Origin of the sequence: Sphingopyxis sp. YF1, assembly GCF_022701295.1 — a bacterium.
Taxonomy (GTDB): Bacteria; Pseudomonadota; Alphaproteobacteria; order Sphingomonadales; family Sphingomonadaceae; genus Sphingopyxis.
Genome location: NZ_CP033204.1, coordinates 3,735,489 through 3,749,495, shown reverse-complemented (window position 1 = coordinate 3,749,495; position 14,007 = coordinate 3,735,489). Strand labels below are relative to the sequence as shown.

Below are 14,007 nucleotides of genomic sequence, written 5' to 3'. Positions count from 1 at the left end.
AAGGGCGGCGCCTGATTCAGCAGGCTCGTCCAAACTGATCAACCCAACATCGAACAAGAAGGTTCAATATCATGGCCAAGGCTAAATTTGAGCGGACGAAGCCGCACTGCAACATCGGCACCATCGGTCACGTCGACCATGGCAAGACCTCGCTGACCGCAGCGATCTCGAAGGTCCTGTCGGAACGTGGCGGCGGCGCGGCCGTCGACTTCGCGAACATCGACAAGGCGCCCGAAGAGCGCGAGCGCGGCATCACCATTTCGACCTCGCACATCGAATATGAAACCGATGCGCGCCACTATGCGCACGTCGACTGCCCGGGTCACGCCGACTATGTGAAGAACATGATCACCGGTGCCGCCCAGATGGACGGCGCGATCCTCGTCGTGTCGGCCGCTGACGGCCCGATGCCGCAGACCAAGGAGCACATCCTGCTCGCCAAGCAGGTCGGCGTTCCCACCATGGTCGTCTTCCTCAACAAGGTCGACCAGCTCGACGATCCCGAGCTGCTCGAGCTCGTCGAACTCGAAATCCGCGAAGAGCTCTCGAAGCGCGACTTCGACGGCGACAATATTCCGATCATCGCGGGTTCGGCGCTTGCCGCCCTCGAAGGCCGCGACGACAACATCGGCAAGGAAGCCATCCTGAAGCTGATGGAAGCCGTCGACAGCTGGATCCCGCAGCCGGAACGTCCGGTCGACCAGCCCTTCCTGATGCCGATCGAAGACGTGTTCTCGATCTCGGGCCGCGGTACGGTCGTCACCGGTCGTGTCGAAACCGGCATCGTCAAGGTTGGCGAAGAAGTCGAAATCGTCGGCATCAAGGACACCAAGAAGACCGTCGTCACCGGCGTGGAAATGTTCCGCAAGCTGCTCGACCAGGGCCAGGCCGGCGACAACATCGGTGCGCTGATCCGCGGCGTCGGCCGTGAAGAAGTCGAGCGTGGCCAGGTTCTGGCCAAGCCCGGCTCGATCACCCCGCACACCGAATTCACCTCGGAAGTGTACGTCCTGTCGAAGGACGAAGGCGGCCGTCACACGCCGTTCTTTGCGAACTATCGTCCGCAGTTCTACTTCCGCACCACCGACGTCACCGGCGAGGTCATTCTCCCCGAGGGCACCGAGATGGTGATGCCGGGCGACAACGTCCAGCTGTCGGTCAAGCTGATCGCTCCGATCGCCATGGACCCGGGTCTGCGCTTCGCGATTCGCGAAGGCGGCCGCACGGTCGGCGCAGGGGTTGTGGCGACCGTCACAAAGTAATATAGGGCCGCGAGCCGCGCGATTCGGACTGATTCGCGCGGCTCGTAGCTTAAAGGTTTTTGATGGCCGGGCCGGCTTCCAACAGGGGGCCGGAGCAGGCCATTTCGGCTCTTTCGCATCGTCAGACGGGATTCGACTGGAACAGTCATGGAAACGCAGAATATTCGCATTCGCCTGAAGGCCTTTGATCACCGCGTGCTCGATCAGGCCACCACCGACATCGCCGACACGGCACGTCGCACGGGCGCTCTCATTCGCGGTCCTATCCCGCTGCCGACGCGCATCGAAAAATTCACCGTGAACCGCGGTCCGCATGTCGACAAGAAGTCGCGCGAGCAGTTTGAGGTGCGTACCCACAAGCGGCTGCTCGACATCGTGCAGCCCACCCCGCAGACGGTCGACGCGCTGATGAAGCTCGACCTCGCTGCTGGCGTGAACGTCGAGATCAAGCTGGCGTAAGCCAGCGCAGCCCCGGACCTGATCCGGGGCCTCTATCGGCCAGCCGCTTCGGCGATGGCACAAGTCCGGAGCGATCCGGACCGACGATAGGGTGGATACCGCCGGACCGCCTTCTCCGGAAGGCAGCATGGTCCGGGCCGCGTCCCCCGTCTCGCCGCGCCTCTCAACGGAGGACGGCACCTCAGCCCGGACGGGGCGATGCATCAAATTTCGGGCTGGGAGGGTTCTCGTCGGGCGATGTCCGGCGAGGTCCCGCAAGCCGTGCGGAATGGTCCGCCCGGCCTCTGTTGAGGAGTATGATCATGCGGACTGGCGTGATCGCGAAGAAAATGGGGATGACCCGCCTGTTTCAGGACGACGGACGCCACGTGCCCGTCACCGTCCTGAGCCTCGAAGGCTGCCAGGTCATCTCTGTGCGCGATAAGGAACGCGACGGCTATGTGGCCGTCCAGCTCGGTGCAGGCTCGGCCAAGGCGAAGAACGTTGCCAAGCCGCAGCGCGGCGCTTTCGGCAAGGCCGAAGTCGAACCCAAGGCGAAGGTCGTCGAATTCCGCGTGGCCGACGACGCCACGCTCGATGTCGGCGCCGAACTGTCGGCCGACCATTTCGTCGCCGGCCAGATCGTCGACATCCAGGGCGTCACGCAGGGCAAGGGCTTTGCCGGTGCGATGAAGCGCTGGGGTTTCGGAGGCATGCGCGCCAGCCACGGCGTGTCGATCAGCCACCGCGCGCATGGTTCGACCGGTAACCGCCAGGATCCGGGCCGCGTCTTCAAGAACAAGAAGATGGCCGGCCACATGGGCGCGCGCAACCGCACCCAGCAGAATCTCGAAATCGTTCGCACCGACGTCGAGCGCGGTCTTCTCTTCGTCAAGGGTTCGGTCCCGGGCTCGAAGGGCGGCTGGCTGATGGTCCGCGATGCGGTCAAGCTGCCGCGCCATCCCGAAGCTCCCTATCCGGCGGGCATCAAGAGCGCGGCGAACAGCAACACTGCCCCGGCTGACGCGCCGGTTGAAACGCCGGCCGAGGACGCCGTCGTCGACACCGCCGGCACCGACGGCGCACAGGAGTCCTGATCATGAAGGTCAAGGTTCAGACCCTCGATGGCAAGGCTGGCGCCGACATCGACCTTAACGACGACGTCTTCGGCGTTGACGCGCGTGCGGACATCCTGCACCGCGTCGTTGCCTGGCAGCTCGAAAAGCGCCGCGGCCCCGCCCGCGCCGCCCGCGAGCGCAGCGACGTTGCCCGCACCGGCAAGAAGTTCGGTCGCCAGAAGGGCGGCGGTACCGCGCGTCACGGCGATCGTGCAGCCCCGATCTTCATCGGCGGTGGCAAGGCGCATGGCCCCCGGGCCCGCACTTTCGGCCACTCGCTGAACAAGAAGATTCGCACGCTCGGCCTCAAGATGGCGCTCAGCGACAAGGCGAAGGGCGGCAAGCTTGTCGTTCTCGACACGCTCGAGCTCAAGGATGCCAAGACCAAGGCGCTCGCCGGCCAGCTCGGCAAGCTCGACCTCGGCAACCGCGCGCTCTTCATCGACGGCGATGCGGTGCATGCGAGCTTCGCCCAGGCGTCGGCCAACCTCATCGGCGTCGACGCGCTGCCGGCGATCGGTGCCAACGTCTACGACATCATCCGTGCCGACACGCTGGTCCTGACCCGCGCGGCGGTCGAACAGCTGGAGGCCCGCTGCAATGGCTAAGGCAAAGACCATCGACGCGCGTCACTACGACGTGATCCTCGCTCCGGTGATCACCGAGAAGTCGACGCTGCTCAGCGAAAACAACGCGGTGGTGTTCAAGGTTGCAAACGACGCGACCAAGCCCGCCATCAAGGCCGCCGTCGAGGCGCTGTTCGATGTCAAGGTGATCGGCGTCAACACGCTCGTCACCAAGGGCAAGACCAAGCGCTGGAAGGGCAAGCCCTACACCCGCAGCGACGTGAAAAAGGCGATCGTTCGTCTGGCCGAAGGCCAGTCGATCGACGTCACCACGGGCGTCTGAGCGTAGGGAAAGGCAGAGAAAATGGCACTCAAATCCTACAATCCGACCAGCCCCGCCCAGCGCGGCCTGATCCTTGTCGACAAGTCGCACCTGTGGAAGGGCAAGCCCGTCAAGGCGCTGACCGAAGGCAAGCGCAAGACCGGCGGCCGCAACAACAAGGGCCATGTCACTTCGCGCGGCATCGCCGGCGGCCACAAGCAGAAGTACCGCTTCATCGACTTCAAGCGTCGCAAGTGGGACATGCCGGCCACCGTCGAGCGGCTGGAATATGACCCCAACCGTACCGCCTTCATCGCGCTGGTGAAGTATGAAGACGGCGAGCTCGCCTATATCCTCGCGCCGCAGCGCCTGGGCGTGGGCGACACGATTGTCGCGGGCAAGAAGACCGACGTGAAGCCGGGCAATGCGATGGAACTGTCGCAGATGCCGGTCGGCACGATCGTCCACAATATCGAGATGAAGCCGGGCAAGGGTGGCCAGATCGCCCGTTCGGCTGGCACCTATGCACAGGTCGTCGGTCGTGATCGCGGTCTCGTGATCGTGCGTCTCGGTTCGGGCGAACAGCGTTATATCCGCGGCGAGTGCATGGGCACGGTCGGCGCGGTGTCGAACCCCGACAACCAGAACACCAACCTGGGCAAGGCCGGCCGCAACCGCTGGCTGGGCAAGCGTCCGCTGACCCGCGGCGTCGCCAAGAACCCGGTCGACCACCCGCACGGTGGTGGTGAGGGCCGCACCTCGGGTGGCCGTCATCCGGTTACCCCGTGGGGCAAGCCGACCAAGGGTGCTCGCACGCGCCATAACAAGTCGACCGACAAGATGATCATCCGGTCGCGTCACGCGAAGAAGAAGAGGTAAGCCATGGCTCGCTCGGTCTGGAAGGGTCCGTTCGTCGACCTTCATCTCCTCAAGAAAGCCGAAACGGCCCAGGACGGCGGCAGCTCTGCCCCGATCAAGACCTGGTCGCGCCGGTCCACCATCCTCCCGCAGTTCGTGGGGCTGACCTTCAACGTCTACAACGGTCGCAAGTTCGTGCCGGTGTCGGTCAACGAAGACATGGTCGGCATGAAGCTGGGCGAATTCGCCCCGACGCGCTTCTTCCCCGGCCACGCGGCTGACAAGAAGGGCAAACGCTAATGGGCAAGGAAAAGTCCCCCCGCCGCGTTGCGGATAACGAGGCGCTGTCGGTCGGCACCCAGATTCGCGGTTCGGCTCAGAAGCTCAACCTCGTTGCCGCGCTGATCCGCGGTCGCAAGGTCGAAGACGCGATGAACGTCCTCGCTTTCTCGAAGAAGGCGATGGCCGTCGACGTGCGCAAGGTTCTCGCCAGCGCTGTCGCCAACGCGGAAAACAACCACAACCTCGACGTCGACGCACTGGTCGTCAAGGAAGCGAGCGTCGGCAAGTCGATCTCGATGAAGCGCTGGCACGCTCGTGGCCGCGGCAAGTCGACCCGGATCGTCAAGCCGTTCAGCCGCATCCGCATCGTCGTCCGCGAACAGGAAGAAGAGGCGTAAGATGGGCCAGAAGAGCAATCCGATCGGCCTGCGCCTGCAGGTCAACCGCACCTGGGACAGTCGCTGGTTCGCCGAAGGGCAGGACTATGGGCGCATGCTCATCGAGGATCTGAAGATCCGCAACTTCATCTTCAAGACGCTGCCGCAGGCCGCGATCTCGAAGGTGGTGATCGAGCGTCCCGCGAAGCTTTGCCGCGTGTCGATCTATGCCGCCCGTCCGGGCGTCATCATCGGCAAGAAGGGCGCCGACATCGAAAAGCTGCGCAAGCAGCTCGGCGAACTGACCGGCAGCGACGTGTCGCTGAACATCGTCGAAATCCGCAAGCCCGAGGTCGACGCCAAGCTCGTCGGCCAGGGCATTGCCGACCAGCTCGAGCGCCGCGTGGCGTTCCGCCGCGCCATGAAGCGCGCCGTGCAGTCGGCGATGCGTCTCGGCGCCGAGGGCATCCGCATCAACTGCGCCGGCCGTCTCGGCGGTGCCGAGATCGCCCGCACCGAATGGTATCGCGAAGGTCGCGTGCCGCTGCACACGCTGCGCGCCAATGTCGACTATGCCGAAGCCGAAGCGCACACTGCCTATGGCGTGTGCGGGATCAAGGTGTGGATCTTCAAGGGCGAGATCCTGGGTCATGACCCGATGGCGACCGACCGTCTGATGCTCGACGCACAGACGACCGGTGTCCGTCCGGCTCGTGAAGATCGCCGCTAAGGACTGCTGACATGCTGCAACCGAAAAAGACCAAGTTCCGCAAGGCGTTCAAGGGCCGTATCCACGGCAACGCCAAGGGCGGCACCGCGCTGAACTTCGGCTCCTACGGGCTGAAGGCGATGGAACCCGAGCGCATCACCGCGCGCCAGATCGAAGCGGCGCGCCGCGCGATCAGCCGTGCGATCAAGCGTCAGGGCCGCCTCTGGATCCGCGTGTTTCCCGACGTCCCCGTGTCGTCGAAGCCCGCCGAAGTCCGCATGGGCAAGGGCAAGGGTTCGCCGGAATTCTGGGCCGCGCGCGTGAAGCCGGGCCGCATCCTGTTCGAACTCGACGGCGTTCCGGGCCCCGTGGCCGCGCTGGCGTTCGAGCGCGCGGCGATGAAGCTGCCGATCAAGACGAAGGTCGTTGCCCGCCTCGGCGACACCTCGCACCTGGAGGGTTAAGGACATGGCCAAGACCGAAGATTTCAAGGCCAAGACCGACGACCAGCTCGCCGAACAGCTTGGCGAACTGAAGCGCGAGGCGTTCAACCTCCGCTTCCAGGCGGCCACCGGCCAGCTTGAAAAGGCATCGCGCGTCAAGGAAGTGCGGCGTTCGATCGCTCGCATCAAGACGCAGCAGACCGAGCGTTCGCGCTCGGCTGCGAAGTAAGGAGACTGACCATGCCGAAGCGCATTCTGACCGGCACGGTGGTGTCCGACAAGGGCGACAAGACCGTCGTGGTGAAGGTGGAGCGGAAGGTGAAGCACCCGCTCTACGGCAAGATCATCCGTCGTTCGAAAAAGTATCACGCCCATGATGAGGACAACAGCGTCAAGGCTGGCGAAACCGTCCGCATCGAGGAAACGAAGCCGATTTCGAAGCTGAAGACGTGGAAGGTGCTCGACAAGGTCGAAACCTCCGCCAAGCCGAAAGCGGCCGAAGCCTGAGGCTTCGCGCTTATTTTCACGGAACCGCCGGGACGACCCGGTAGGCCAGGTAAGAAGGAAATGCATCGATGATCCAGATGCAGTCACAATTGGAAGTCGCCGACAACAGCGGCGCCAAGCGCGTCCAGTGCATCAAGGTGCTGGGCGGGTCGAAGCGTCGCACCGCCGGCGTCGGCGACGTCATCGTCGTGTCGATCAAGGAAGCGCAGCCGCGCGGCAAGGTGAAGAAGGGTGACGTCCATCGCGCCGTCATCGTCCGCACCGCCAAGGACGTGCGCCGCGCCGACGGTTCGGTGATCCGTTTCGACAGCAACGCCGCCGTGCTCGTCAACAAGAACGAGGAGCCGATTGGCACCCGTATCTTCGGCCCCGTCGTCCGCGAGCTGCGCGGCAAGGGCTATATGAAGATCATCAGCCTGGCGCCGGAGGTGCTCTGACCATGGCGAACAAGATCAAGAAGGGCGACACGGTCGTCATCCTGTCCGGCAAGGACAAGGGCAAGACGGGCGAAGTGACGCAGAGCCTGCCGAAGGACGGCAAGGTCGTCGTCGCGGGCGTCAACATCATCACGCGCCACAAGAAGCCGAGCCAGCAGGATCCGCAGGGCGGCCTCGAGCGCAAGGAAGCACCGCTCTACGCGAGCAAGGTGGCGCTCGCCGATCCCAAGACCGGCAAGCCGACGCGCGTGCGCTTCGAAACCAAGGACGGCAAGAAGGTCCGCGTGGCCGTGAAGTCCGGGGAGACCATCAATGGCTGACAACTACACCCCGCGCATGCGCAAGCGCTATGACGATGTGATCGTCAAGGCGATGACCGAGAAATTCGGTTACAAGAATGTGATGGAAGTGCCGAAGATCGAGAAGATCACGCTCAACATGGGCGTCGGCGAAGCCACGCAGGACAAGAAGAAGGTCGAATCGGCAGCTGCCGAGATGGAACTCATCGCCGGCCAGAAGCCCGTCGTGACCAAGGCCAAGAAGTCGATCGCCCAGTTCAAGCTGCGCGAAGGCATGCCGATCGGTTGCAAGGTCACCCTGCGCCGCGAACGCATGTACGAGTTCCTCGATCGCCTGATCACGATCGCGATGCCGCGTATCCGCGACTTCCGCGGCGTGTCGGCGACCAGCTTCGACGGCCGTGGCAACTATGCCATGGGCCTCAAGGAACAGATCATCTTCCCCGAGATCAACTATGACCGCATCGACCAGGTGCGCGGCATGGACGTGATCGTCACCACCACCGCTCGCACCGACGAGGAAGCCCGCGAACTGCTCAAGCTGTTCGGCTTCCCCTTCCCGATCGAAGCGCAGGAAAAGGAAGCCGCCTGATCCCCCGGGATCTGGCAGGCTCTTTCAAGAAGGAAAGAGAACTTAAGTCATGGCGAAACTGAGTTCGACGAACAAGAATGAGCGTCGCAAGAAGCTGGTGAAGAAATATGCCGGCCGTTATGCGAAGCTGAAGGCCATTGCGGCCGACACCTCGCTCGACGATGGCGAGCGTCTGATCGCGCGCCTCAAGATGGCGGAAATCCCGCGCAACGGCAATCCGACCCGTATCCGCAACCGCTGCGAGATGACCGGGCGTCCGCGCGCTTATTATCGCAAGTTCCGGCTGTGCCGTATTCAGCTCCGCGATCTGGCCAACAAGGGCCTGATCCCCGGCGTTGTGAAGTCGAGCTGGTAAGGAAGACGCAAGATGGCAATGACCGATCCTCTGGGTGACATGCTCACCCGCATCCGCAACGGCCAGCAGGCGAAGAAGGACAGCGTCCTCACTCCCGCCTCGACCCTGCGCGTCCGCGTTCTCGATGTGCTCCAGCGCGAAGGCTATATCCGCGGCTACAGCGAAGAAGCGCTGGGCACGAAGGGCCAGCACAAGGGCATCCGCATCGAGCTGAAATATTTCGAAGGCCAGCCGGCGATCCGCCACGTGGCCCGCGTCTCGAAGCCGGGCCGCCGCGTCTATTCGGGCTCGAAAGAGCTGCCGATCGTGCGCAACGGCCTGGGCATCACCATCGTGTCGACCCCGCGCGGCGTTCTCTCGGACGCCGAGGCTCGCGAGCATAATGTCGGCGGCGAAGTGCTGGCGGAGGTGTTCTGATGTCGCGCATTGGTAAAAAGGCAGTAGCGATCCCCGGCGGTGTCACCGCCGCGATCGACGGCGGCCAGCTGTCGGTGAAGGGGCCGAAGGGCACCCTCGCGATGCCGCTGTCCGACCTCATCACCTACGAAGTCGGCGAAGGCAGCATTTCGGTGCAGCCCGCGAACTCGACCCGCGAAGCTCGCGCTTTCTGGGGCATGCAGCGCACGCTGGTCCAGAACCTGATCACCGGTGTGACCGAGGGTTTCACCAAGGTTCTCGAGATCACCGGCGTTGGCTACCGCGCCAACTCGCAGGGCAAGACGCTCAAGCTGCAGCTCGGCTACAGCCATGATGTCGATTTCGCGGTGCCCGAAGGCATCGAGATCAAGACGCCGGACAACACGACGATCGAGATCACCGGTATCGACAAGCAGAAGGTCGGTCAGGTCGCGGCGGAAATCCGTCGTTGGCGCAAGCCGGAGCCCTACAAGGGCAAGGGCATCAAGTATCGCGGCGAGTACATCTTCCGCAAAGAAGGCAAGAAGAAGTAAGCCATGGCACATCTTACCCCTTTCCAAAAACGCCGCCAGCGCGTCCGTACCGCTCTTCGTCAGCGCGCCGCCGGACGTCCGCGCCTTTCGGTGCACCGCTCGGGCCGTCACATCTATGCGCAGCTCATCGACGACGCCGCCGGCAAGACGCTGGCTTCGGCTTCGACGCTCGACAAGGATGTCCGCGGCAAGACCGGCGCGACCACGGCAGCTGCGGCTGACGTTGGCAAGCGCCTCGCCGACGCCGCCAAGAAGGCGGGCGTGACGCAGGTCGTGTTCGACCGCGGCGGCTTCCTGTTCCACGGGCGCATCAAGGCGCTGGCCGACGCGGCTCGCGAAGGCGGATTGGAGTTCTAATCATGGCAGACGAAATTCAGAACGCCGAAGGCGCCCCCGAGGCGACCCCGACCGAGGGCCAGGCTCCGCGCCGCGGCCGTGGCGGCGGCCGCGATGGCGGTCGTGGCGGCCGTGACGGTGGCCGTGGCCGCCGCGACGATCGTCGTCCGCGCGACGAGGATGGCGGTGAAGAGCTGATTGAAAAGCTCGTCCACATCAACCGCGTCTCGAAGACCGTGAAGGGCGGCAAGCGCTTCGGTTTCGCCGCGCTCGTCGTCGTCGGCGACGGCAAGGGCCGCGCCGGTTTCGGTCACGGCAAGGCGCGCGAAGTGCCCGAAGCGATTTCGAAGGCGACCGCTGCCGCGAAGAAGGCGATGATTCGCGTTCCGCTGCGCGACGGTCGTACGCTGCACCATGACGGTCGCGGCCACTTCGGCGCCGGCAATGTGACGCTGCGCTCGGCGCCTGCCGGGACCGGCATCATCGCCGGCGGCCCGATGCGCGCCGTGTTCGAATCGCTGGGCGTTGCCGACGTGGTGACCAAGTCGGTCGGCACCTCGAACCCCTACAACATGATCCGCGCGACCTTCGAAGCGCTGGGCGAACAGACCAGCCCGAAGTCGGTCGCGCAGCGTCGCGGCAAGAAGGTTTCGGACCTGATCAAGCGTGGCGGCGTGTCCGACCGCGCAGCCGAGGCCGAAGCCGCGGCGGTGACGGAGTAAGACCATGGCCGACAAGAAGATCAAGATTCGCCAGATCGGCTCGCCGATCCGTCGTCCCAAGGGCCAGCGCGCCATCCTGACCGGCCTCGGCCTGGGCAAGATGCACCGCGAGGTCGAACTGGTCGATACCCCCGAAGTGCGCGGCATGATTCGCAAGCTGCCGCACATGGTGGAAGTCGTCGAGGGCTGAACGCCATGAAGCTCTACCGCCTGTTGACCGGTCCCGACGATGCCGCCTTCTGCGCGCGCGTCGAGGGGCTGCTCAACCGGGGGTGGCAGCTTCACGGCAGCCCGTCGATCACCAGTGTCGATGGCCGCGGCTATGTCGCCCAGGCCATCGTGATGGAAAAGGCCGGACCCTATTCCGGCTTTCAGCCGTCGAGCGAAATCGAACCCGACTGATCCCGCCGCAGGCGGTACGGTCCCAGCGCGAACACAGCGAAAGCGAGTGCATTATAATGACTATCAAGCTCAACGATCTTCGTGACAACAACGGCGCCCGCAAGGGCCGCATGCGCGTCGGACGCGGCATCGGCTCGGGCAAGGGCAAGACCGCCGGCCGCGGTCAGAAGGGCCAGAAGGCCCGCAGCGGCGTCGCGATCAACGGCTTCGAGGGCGGCCAGATGCCGCTCCACATGCGCATCCCGAAGCGCGGCTTCAACAACATCTTCGCCAAGGATTTCGCGATCGTGAACCTCGGCCAGGTGCAGAAGCTCGTCGACGAGAAGAAGCTCGACGCCAAGGCCGTCGTCGACCATGCCGCGCTCAAGGCGGCGGGTGTTGCCCGCGGCGGCAAGGACGGCGTCCGCCTCCTCGCCAAGGGCGAACTGACGGCGAAGCTGAGCTTCGCGGTCGCCGGCGCGTCGAAGGGCGCGATCGCGGCGGTCGAAAAGGCCGGCGGCAAGGTCGAACTGCCTGCCGCGGCGGCTGAAGAAGCCAAGGCTGAATAATGATCGAAGGGGCGGTCCGGAAGGATCGCCCCTCGGCATATGACGCGCCCGTTCCTGCTGGCGCCCATCCGCCGCCTGCCTTGCAGGCACAGCGGACAGGCCGGCGGGCCGGGGCATCTTCCGGAACAATGCCCGGTTGCGGGTGCATCCCGGTTTCGCACGATGCGAACGGATATTCAAAGCGGCACAGGAGCGTCGGCTCACCGCTAAATGGGCCTTTCCCCTTGCGCTTCGTGACCTTCGAACGCACATAGGCGCCGGGTCGCGGGGGGCGCGGTCCGCCACTCGAGGAAAGATACCATGGCCTCTCGCGCCGACCAGCTTGCTTCCAACCTGAACTTCTCGAAGTTCGGCAAGGCGACCGAACTCAAGAACCGCATCTGGTTCACGATCGGCGCGCTGATCGTCTTCCGCTTCCTGTCCTTCGTGCCGCTGCCGGGGATCGATCCCGTCGCGCTGGCGCAGGCCTATCAGCAGGCGGCTTCGGGCGGCGTCCTCGACATCTTCAACACCTTCTCGGGCGGCAGCCTCGAGCGCCTCAGCATCATCGCGCTCGGCGTCATGCCCTACATCACCGCGTCGATCGTGGTTCAGCTCGCCTCGGCGCTCGCGCCGAGCCTCGCCGCGCTCAAGAAAGAGGGCGAGAGCGGGCGCAAGAAGCTCAACCAGTATACGCGCTACGGCACGGTCTTCCTCACCGCGATTCAGGCCTATTTCCTCGCGATGACCGCCGAGGCGTCGACCGGCGCACAGGGTATCGCGATCGTCGTCGATCCGGGCATGCTGTTCCGCATTTCGGCGGTGATCAGCATCGTCGGCGGCACGCTGTTCCTGATGTGGCTTGGCGAACAGATCACCAGCCGTGGCATTGGCAACGGCGTTTCGCTGATCATCATGGCGGGCATTCTCGCGCAGCTGCCGCGCAGCTTTGCGCAGATGTTCAGCCAGGTCCGCGAAGGCTCGATGGGCGGCGGCACCGTGTTCGCGGTGATCATCGGCGCGGTCGTGCTGATCGCCTTCATCAGCTTCATGGAGCGTGCGCAGCGGCGCGTGCTCGTACAATATCCGAAGCGCGCGACGCAGCGCGGTGTGATGCAGGCGGACCGCAGCCACCTGCCGCTCAAGGTCAACACCGCGGGCGTCATCCCGCCGATCTTCGCCTCGTCGCTGCTGCTGATGCCGCTCACGATCACCCAGTTCATGGGCAATAATGTCCAGGGCGACACCGCGTCGGGCGATTTCCTGATCACGCTCAACCAGTATCTCGCGCACGGCCAGCCGCTTTACATGGCGCTCTATGCCGCGGGCATCATCTTTTTCTGCTTCTTCTACGTCGCGGTGGTCTTCAATCCGGAGGAAACCGCCGACAATCTGAAGCGCCAGAACGGCTTCATTCCCGGCATCCGCCCGGGCAAGAACACCGCCGCCTATCTCGATCATGTGCTGACGCGCATCACCGTGATCGGCGCCGCCTATCTCGCGCTCATCTGTCTGGTGCCCGAATATTTCATCGCCCAGTCGGGCCTGCCGTTCCAGCTCGGCGGCACCAGCCTGCTCATCATCGTCAACGTGACGATCGATACGATCACCCAGATCCAGAGCCACATGCTTGCGCATCAATATGGCGACCTGATCAAGAAAGCCAAATTGAAGGGCGGCGTTGCACGGCGCTGAAGCGCCCGCTAGGCCAATCCCGACTCAAGCAATGGGGAAACAGGGGCTTCCATGACGCTCAATATCATTTTGCTGGGACCGCCGGGGGCGGGCAAGGGAACGCAGGCGGTCAGGCTCGAGGACGAGCATGGCATGGTGCAGCTGTCGACCGGTGACATGCTGCGCGCTGCGGTCAAGGCGGGGACGCCGGTCGGCGTCCAGGCAAAGGCGGTGATGGACGCCGGCGAACTCGTCTCGGACGCGATCGTCTCGGGGCTGATCGGCGAACGGCTCGACGAACTTGGCGGGGACGTCTCGGTGATCTTCGACGGCTATCCGCGCACCGCCGCGCAGGCCGCGTCGCTCGACGAGATTCTCGCCGCGCGCGGGCGCAAGCTCGACCATGTGATCGAACTGGTGGTCGAGGAAGACGCGCTCGTCGACCGCATCACCGGCCGCTTCAGCTGCGCAAAATGCGGCGCGGGCTATCATGATCGCTACAAGCTGCCCAAGGTGGCCAATGTTTGCGACGTTTGCGGCAGCGACGAATTCAAGCGCCGTCCCGACGATAATGAGGAAACGGTGCGCACGCGCATGGCCGAATATCGCGCCAAGACCGCGCCGATCCTGCCGATCTACGACGCGCGCGGCATCGTGACCCGCGTCGACGGCATGGCCGACATCGACGTCGTCAACGATGCGATCGAGACGATCCTCAGCGCCGCGACGACCGGCTAGCCAGCCTTCACATCGTCATTGCGAGGGGCGCAGCCCCGTGGCAATCCAGCGCGGTGCAAGGCCGCCCTGGATTGCTTCGCTTCGCTCGCAATG

25 protein-coding genes are annotated in these 14,007 nt (G+C 64.4%); all 25 read left to right on the top strand.

Features of this window, described 5'->3' with window-relative positions; all coding sequences use genetic code 11:
- The first annotated feature begins 71 nt into the window (after window positions 1-71).
- The 25 genes from tuf (at window position 72) to EAO27_RS17975 (ending at window position 13,914) form a co-directional block, all read left to right on the top strand.
- Entirely contained in the window at window positions 72-1,262 is a 1,191-nt protein-coding gene (gene tuf / locus EAO27_RS18095) for an elongation factor Tu (protein ID WP_242772938.1), read from the top strand.
- A 147-nt stretch (window positions 1,263-1,409) separates the two neighbouring features.
- Window positions 1,410-1,721: a 30S ribosomal protein S10 gene (rpsJ, locus tag EAO27_RS18090; RefSeq protein ID WP_003042199.1), complete on the top strand. Its 312-nt coding sequence runs from the start codon at window positions 1,410-1,412 to the stop codon at window positions 1,719-1,721.
- Between the two features lie 302 nt (window positions 1,722-2,023).
- Entirely contained in the window at window positions 2,024-2,797 is a 774-nt protein-coding gene (rplC, locus tag EAO27_RS18085) for a 50S ribosomal protein L3 (RefSeq protein ID WP_242772936.1), read from the top strand.
- A gap of 2 nt (window positions 2,798-2,799) precedes the next feature.
- A complete protein-coding gene (gene rplD, locus EAO27_RS18080) occupies window positions 2,800-3,426 on the top strand; it encodes a 50S ribosomal protein L4 (protein WP_242772933.1) in 627 nt (208 codons plus the stop codon).
- Complete coding sequence (locus EAO27_RS18075; protein WP_242772916.1) at window positions 3,419-3,727, top strand: 50S ribosomal protein L23; 309 nt, start codon at window positions 3,419-3,421, stop codon at window positions 3,725-3,727. The genes rplD and EAO27_RS18075 overlap by 8 nt, the downstream gene beginning before the upstream one ends.
- Before the next feature lie 21 nt (window positions 3,728-3,748).
- Complete coding sequence (gene rplB, locus EAO27_RS18070) at window positions 3,749-4,585, top strand: 50S ribosomal protein L2 (RefSeq protein WP_242772913.1); 837 nt, start codon at window positions 3,749-3,751, stop codon at window positions 4,583-4,585.
- A 3-nt stretch (window positions 4,586-4,588) separates the two neighbouring features.
- The gene (gene rpsS / locus EAO27_RS18065; protein WP_037556370.1) at window positions 4,589-4,864 is read left to right on the top strand and encodes a 30S ribosomal protein S19; all 276 of its coding nucleotides are present in this window, start codon (window positions 4,589-4,591) and stop codon (window positions 4,862-4,864) included.
- Window positions 4,864-5,244 carry a 50S ribosomal protein L22 gene (rplV, locus tag EAO27_RS18060; protein WP_054589690.1) on the top strand — a complete coding sequence of 127 codons (381 nt, stop codon included), beginning with the start codon at window positions 4,864-4,866 and terminating at the stop codon, window positions 5,242-5,244. The genes rpsS and rplV overlap by 1 nt, the downstream gene beginning before the upstream one ends.
- A 1-nt stretch (window position 5,245) precedes the next feature.
- Complete coding sequence (rpsC, locus tag EAO27_RS18055; protein WP_242772902.1) at window positions 5,246-5,953, top strand: 30S ribosomal protein S3; 708 nt, start codon at window positions 5,246-5,248, stop codon at window positions 5,951-5,953.
- 11 nt (window positions 5,954-5,964) lie between these two features.
- On the top strand, window positions 5,965-6,396 hold the full coding sequence (rplP, locus tag EAO27_RS18050) for a 50S ribosomal protein L16 (RefSeq protein ID WP_058805191.1): 432 nt from the start codon (window positions 5,965-5,967) through the stop codon (window positions 6,394-6,396).
- 4 nt (window positions 6,397-6,400) lie between these two features.
- Complete coding sequence (rpmC, locus tag EAO27_RS18045; protein ID WP_054589693.1) at window positions 6,401-6,604, top strand: 50S ribosomal protein L29; 204 nt, start codon at window positions 6,401-6,403, stop codon at window positions 6,602-6,604.
- An 11-nt stretch (window positions 6,605-6,615) separates the two neighbouring features.
- Window positions 6,616-6,882, top strand: a complete 267-nt coding sequence (rpsQ, locus tag EAO27_RS18040) for a 30S ribosomal protein S17 (protein WP_242772900.1) — start codon at window positions 6,616-6,618, stop codon at window positions 6,880-6,882.
- 68 nt (window positions 6,883-6,950) lie between these two features.
- Window positions 6,951-7,319, top strand: coding sequence for a 50S ribosomal protein L14 (gene rplN, locus EAO27_RS18035; protein WP_053555865.1), 369 nt, complete (start codon window positions 6,951-6,953; stop codon window positions 7,317-7,319).
- A 2-nt stretch (window positions 7,320-7,321) separates the two neighbouring features.
- Window positions 7,322-7,639, top strand: coding sequence for a 50S ribosomal protein L24 (gene rplX / locus EAO27_RS18030; RefSeq protein ID WP_242772898.1), 318 nt, complete (start codon window positions 7,322-7,324; stop codon window positions 7,637-7,639).
- The gene (gene rplE, locus EAO27_RS18025; RefSeq protein WP_242772896.1) at window positions 7,632-8,210 is read left to right on the top strand and encodes a 50S ribosomal protein L5; all 579 of its coding nucleotides are present in this window, start codon (window positions 7,632-7,634) and stop codon (window positions 8,208-8,210) included. The genes rplX and rplE overlap by 8 nt, the downstream gene beginning before the upstream one ends.
- 49 nt (window positions 8,211-8,259) lie before the next feature.
- Entirely contained in the window at window positions 8,260-8,565 is a 306-nt protein-coding gene (gene rpsN, locus EAO27_RS18020; RefSeq protein ID WP_242772880.1) for a 30S ribosomal protein S14, read from the top strand.
- Between the two features lie 12 nt (window positions 8,566-8,577).
- Complete coding sequence (gene rpsH / locus EAO27_RS18015; RefSeq protein ID WP_242772878.1) at window positions 8,578-8,982, top strand: 30S ribosomal protein S8; 405 nt, start codon at window positions 8,578-8,580, stop codon at window positions 8,980-8,982.
- Complete coding sequence (gene rplF, locus EAO27_RS18010; protein ID WP_242772876.1) at window positions 8,982-9,515, top strand: 50S ribosomal protein L6; 534 nt, start codon at window positions 8,982-8,984, stop codon at window positions 9,513-9,515. The genes rpsH and rplF overlap by 1 nt, the downstream gene beginning before the upstream one ends.
- A 3-nt stretch (window positions 9,516-9,518) precedes the next feature.
- Window positions 9,519-9,872, top strand: coding sequence for a 50S ribosomal protein L18 (gene rplR / locus EAO27_RS18005; protein WP_242772874.1), 354 nt, complete (start codon window positions 9,519-9,521; stop codon window positions 9,870-9,872).
- Window positions 9,873-9,874: 2 nt separating this feature from the next.
- Window positions 9,875-10,573, top strand: a complete 699-nt coding sequence (gene rpsE, locus EAO27_RS18000) for a 30S ribosomal protein S5 (protein ID WP_242772871.1) — start codon at window positions 9,875-9,877, stop codon at window positions 10,571-10,573.
- 4 nt (window positions 10,574-10,577) lie between these two features.
- Window positions 10,578-10,763, top strand: a complete 186-nt coding sequence (gene rpmD / locus EAO27_RS17995; RefSeq protein WP_120217707.1) for a 50S ribosomal protein L30 — start codon at window positions 10,578-10,580, stop codon at window positions 10,761-10,763.
- Window positions 10,764-10,768: 5 nt separating this feature from the next.
- A complete protein-coding gene (locus EAO27_RS17990) occupies window positions 10,769-10,975 on the top strand; it encodes a DUF1737 domain-containing protein (protein ID WP_242772867.1) in 207 nt (68 codons plus the stop codon).
- 56 nt (window positions 10,976-11,031) lie between these two features.
- A complete protein-coding gene (rplO, locus tag EAO27_RS17985) occupies window positions 11,032-11,523 on the top strand; it encodes a 50S ribosomal protein L15 (protein ID WP_242772865.1) in 492 nt (163 codons plus the stop codon).
- Window positions 11,524-11,823: 300 nt separating this feature from the next.
- Entirely contained in the window at window positions 11,824-13,197 is a 1,374-nt protein-coding gene (secY, locus tag EAO27_RS17980) for a preprotein translocase subunit SecY (RefSeq protein WP_242772863.1), read from the top strand.
- A gap of 51 nt (window positions 13,198-13,248) precedes the next feature.
- Window positions 13,249-13,914 carry an adenylate kinase gene (locus EAO27_RS17975; protein WP_242772861.1) on the top strand — a complete coding sequence of 222 codons (666 nt, stop codon included), beginning with the start codon at window positions 13,249-13,251 and terminating at the stop codon, window positions 13,912-13,914.
- Window positions 13,915-14,007 lie beyond the last annotated feature (93 nt).

Excerpts from the sequence above, each read along its gene's own strand:
- tuf (WP_242772938.1), top strand. The coding sequence starts at position 72 with ATGGCCAAGGCTAAATTTGAGCGGACGAAGCCGCACTGCAACATCGGC.
- rpsJ (WP_003042199.1), top strand. The coding sequence starts at position 1,410 with ATGGAAACGCAGAATATTCGCATTCGCCTGAAGGCCTTTGATCACCGC.
- rplC (WP_242772936.1), top strand. The coding sequence starts at position 2,024 with ATGCGGACTGGCGTGATCGCGAAGAAAATGGGGATGACCCGCCTGTTT.
- rplD (WP_242772933.1), top strand. The coding sequence starts at position 2,800 with ATGAAGGTCAAGGTTCAGACCCTCGATGGCAAGGCTGGCGCCGACATC.
- EAO27_RS18075 (WP_242772916.1), top strand. The coding sequence starts at position 3,419 with ATGGCTAAGGCAAAGACCATCGACGCGCGTCACTACGACGTGATCCTC.
- rplB (WP_242772913.1), top strand. The coding sequence starts at position 3,749 with ATGGCACTCAAATCCTACAATCCGACCAGCCCCGCCCAGCGCGGCCTG.
- rpsS (WP_037556370.1), top strand. The coding sequence starts at position 4,589 with ATGGCTCGCTCGGTCTGGAAGGGTCCGTTCGTCGACCTTCATCTCCTC.
- rplV (WP_054589690.1), top strand. The coding sequence starts at position 4,864 with ATGGGCAAGGAAAAGTCCCCCCGCCGCGTTGCGGATAACGAGGCGCTG.
- rpsC (WP_242772902.1), top strand. The coding sequence starts at position 5,246 with ATGGGCCAGAAGAGCAATCCGATCGGCCTGCGCCTGCAGGTCAACCGC.
- rplP (WP_058805191.1), top strand. The coding sequence starts at position 5,965 with ATGCTGCAACCGAAAAAGACCAAGTTCCGCAAGGCGTTCAAGGGCCGT.
- rpmC (WP_054589693.1), top strand. The coding sequence starts at position 6,401 with ATGGCCAAGACCGAAGATTTCAAGGCCAAGACCGACGACCAGCTCGCC.
- rpsQ (WP_242772900.1), top strand. The coding sequence starts at position 6,616 with ATGCCGAAGCGCATTCTGACCGGCACGGTGGTGTCCGACAAGGGCGAC.
- rplN (WP_053555865.1), top strand. The coding sequence starts at position 6,951 with ATGATCCAGATGCAGTCACAATTGGAAGTCGCCGACAACAGCGGCGCC.
- rplX (WP_242772898.1), top strand. The coding sequence starts at position 7,322 with ATGGCGAACAAGATCAAGAAGGGCGACACGGTCGTCATCCTGTCCGGC.
- rplE (WP_242772896.1), top strand. The coding sequence starts at position 7,632 with ATGGCTGACAACTACACCCCGCGCATGCGCAAGCGCTATGACGATGTG.
- rpsN (WP_242772880.1), top strand. The coding sequence starts at position 8,260 with ATGGCGAAACTGAGTTCGACGAACAAGAATGAGCGTCGCAAGAAGCTG.
- rpsH (WP_242772878.1), top strand. The coding sequence starts at position 8,578 with ATGGCAATGACCGATCCTCTGGGTGACATGCTCACCCGCATCCGCAAC.
- rplF (WP_242772876.1), top strand. The coding sequence starts at position 8,982 with ATGTCGCGCATTGGTAAAAAGGCAGTAGCGATCCCCGGCGGTGTCACC.
- rplR (WP_242772874.1), top strand. The coding sequence starts at position 9,519 with ATGGCACATCTTACCCCTTTCCAAAAACGCCGCCAGCGCGTCCGTACC.
- rpsE (WP_242772871.1), top strand. The coding sequence starts at position 9,875 with ATGGCAGACGAAATTCAGAACGCCGAAGGCGCCCCCGAGGCGACCCCG.
- rpmD (WP_120217707.1), top strand. The coding sequence starts at position 10,578 with ATGGCCGACAAGAAGATCAAGATTCGCCAGATCGGCTCGCCGATCCGT.
- EAO27_RS17990 (WP_242772867.1), top strand. The coding sequence starts at position 10,769 with ATGAAGCTCTACCGCCTGTTGACCGGTCCCGACGATGCCGCCTTCTGC.
- rplO (WP_242772865.1), top strand. The coding sequence starts at position 11,032 with ATGACTATCAAGCTCAACGATCTTCGTGACAACAACGGCGCCCGCAAG.
- secY (WP_242772863.1), top strand. The coding sequence starts at position 11,824 with ATGGCCTCTCGCGCCGACCAGCTTGCTTCCAACCTGAACTTCTCGAAG.
- EAO27_RS17975 (WP_242772861.1), top strand. The coding sequence starts at position 13,249 with ATGACGCTCAATATCATTTTGCTGGGACCGCCGGGGGCGGGCAAGGGA.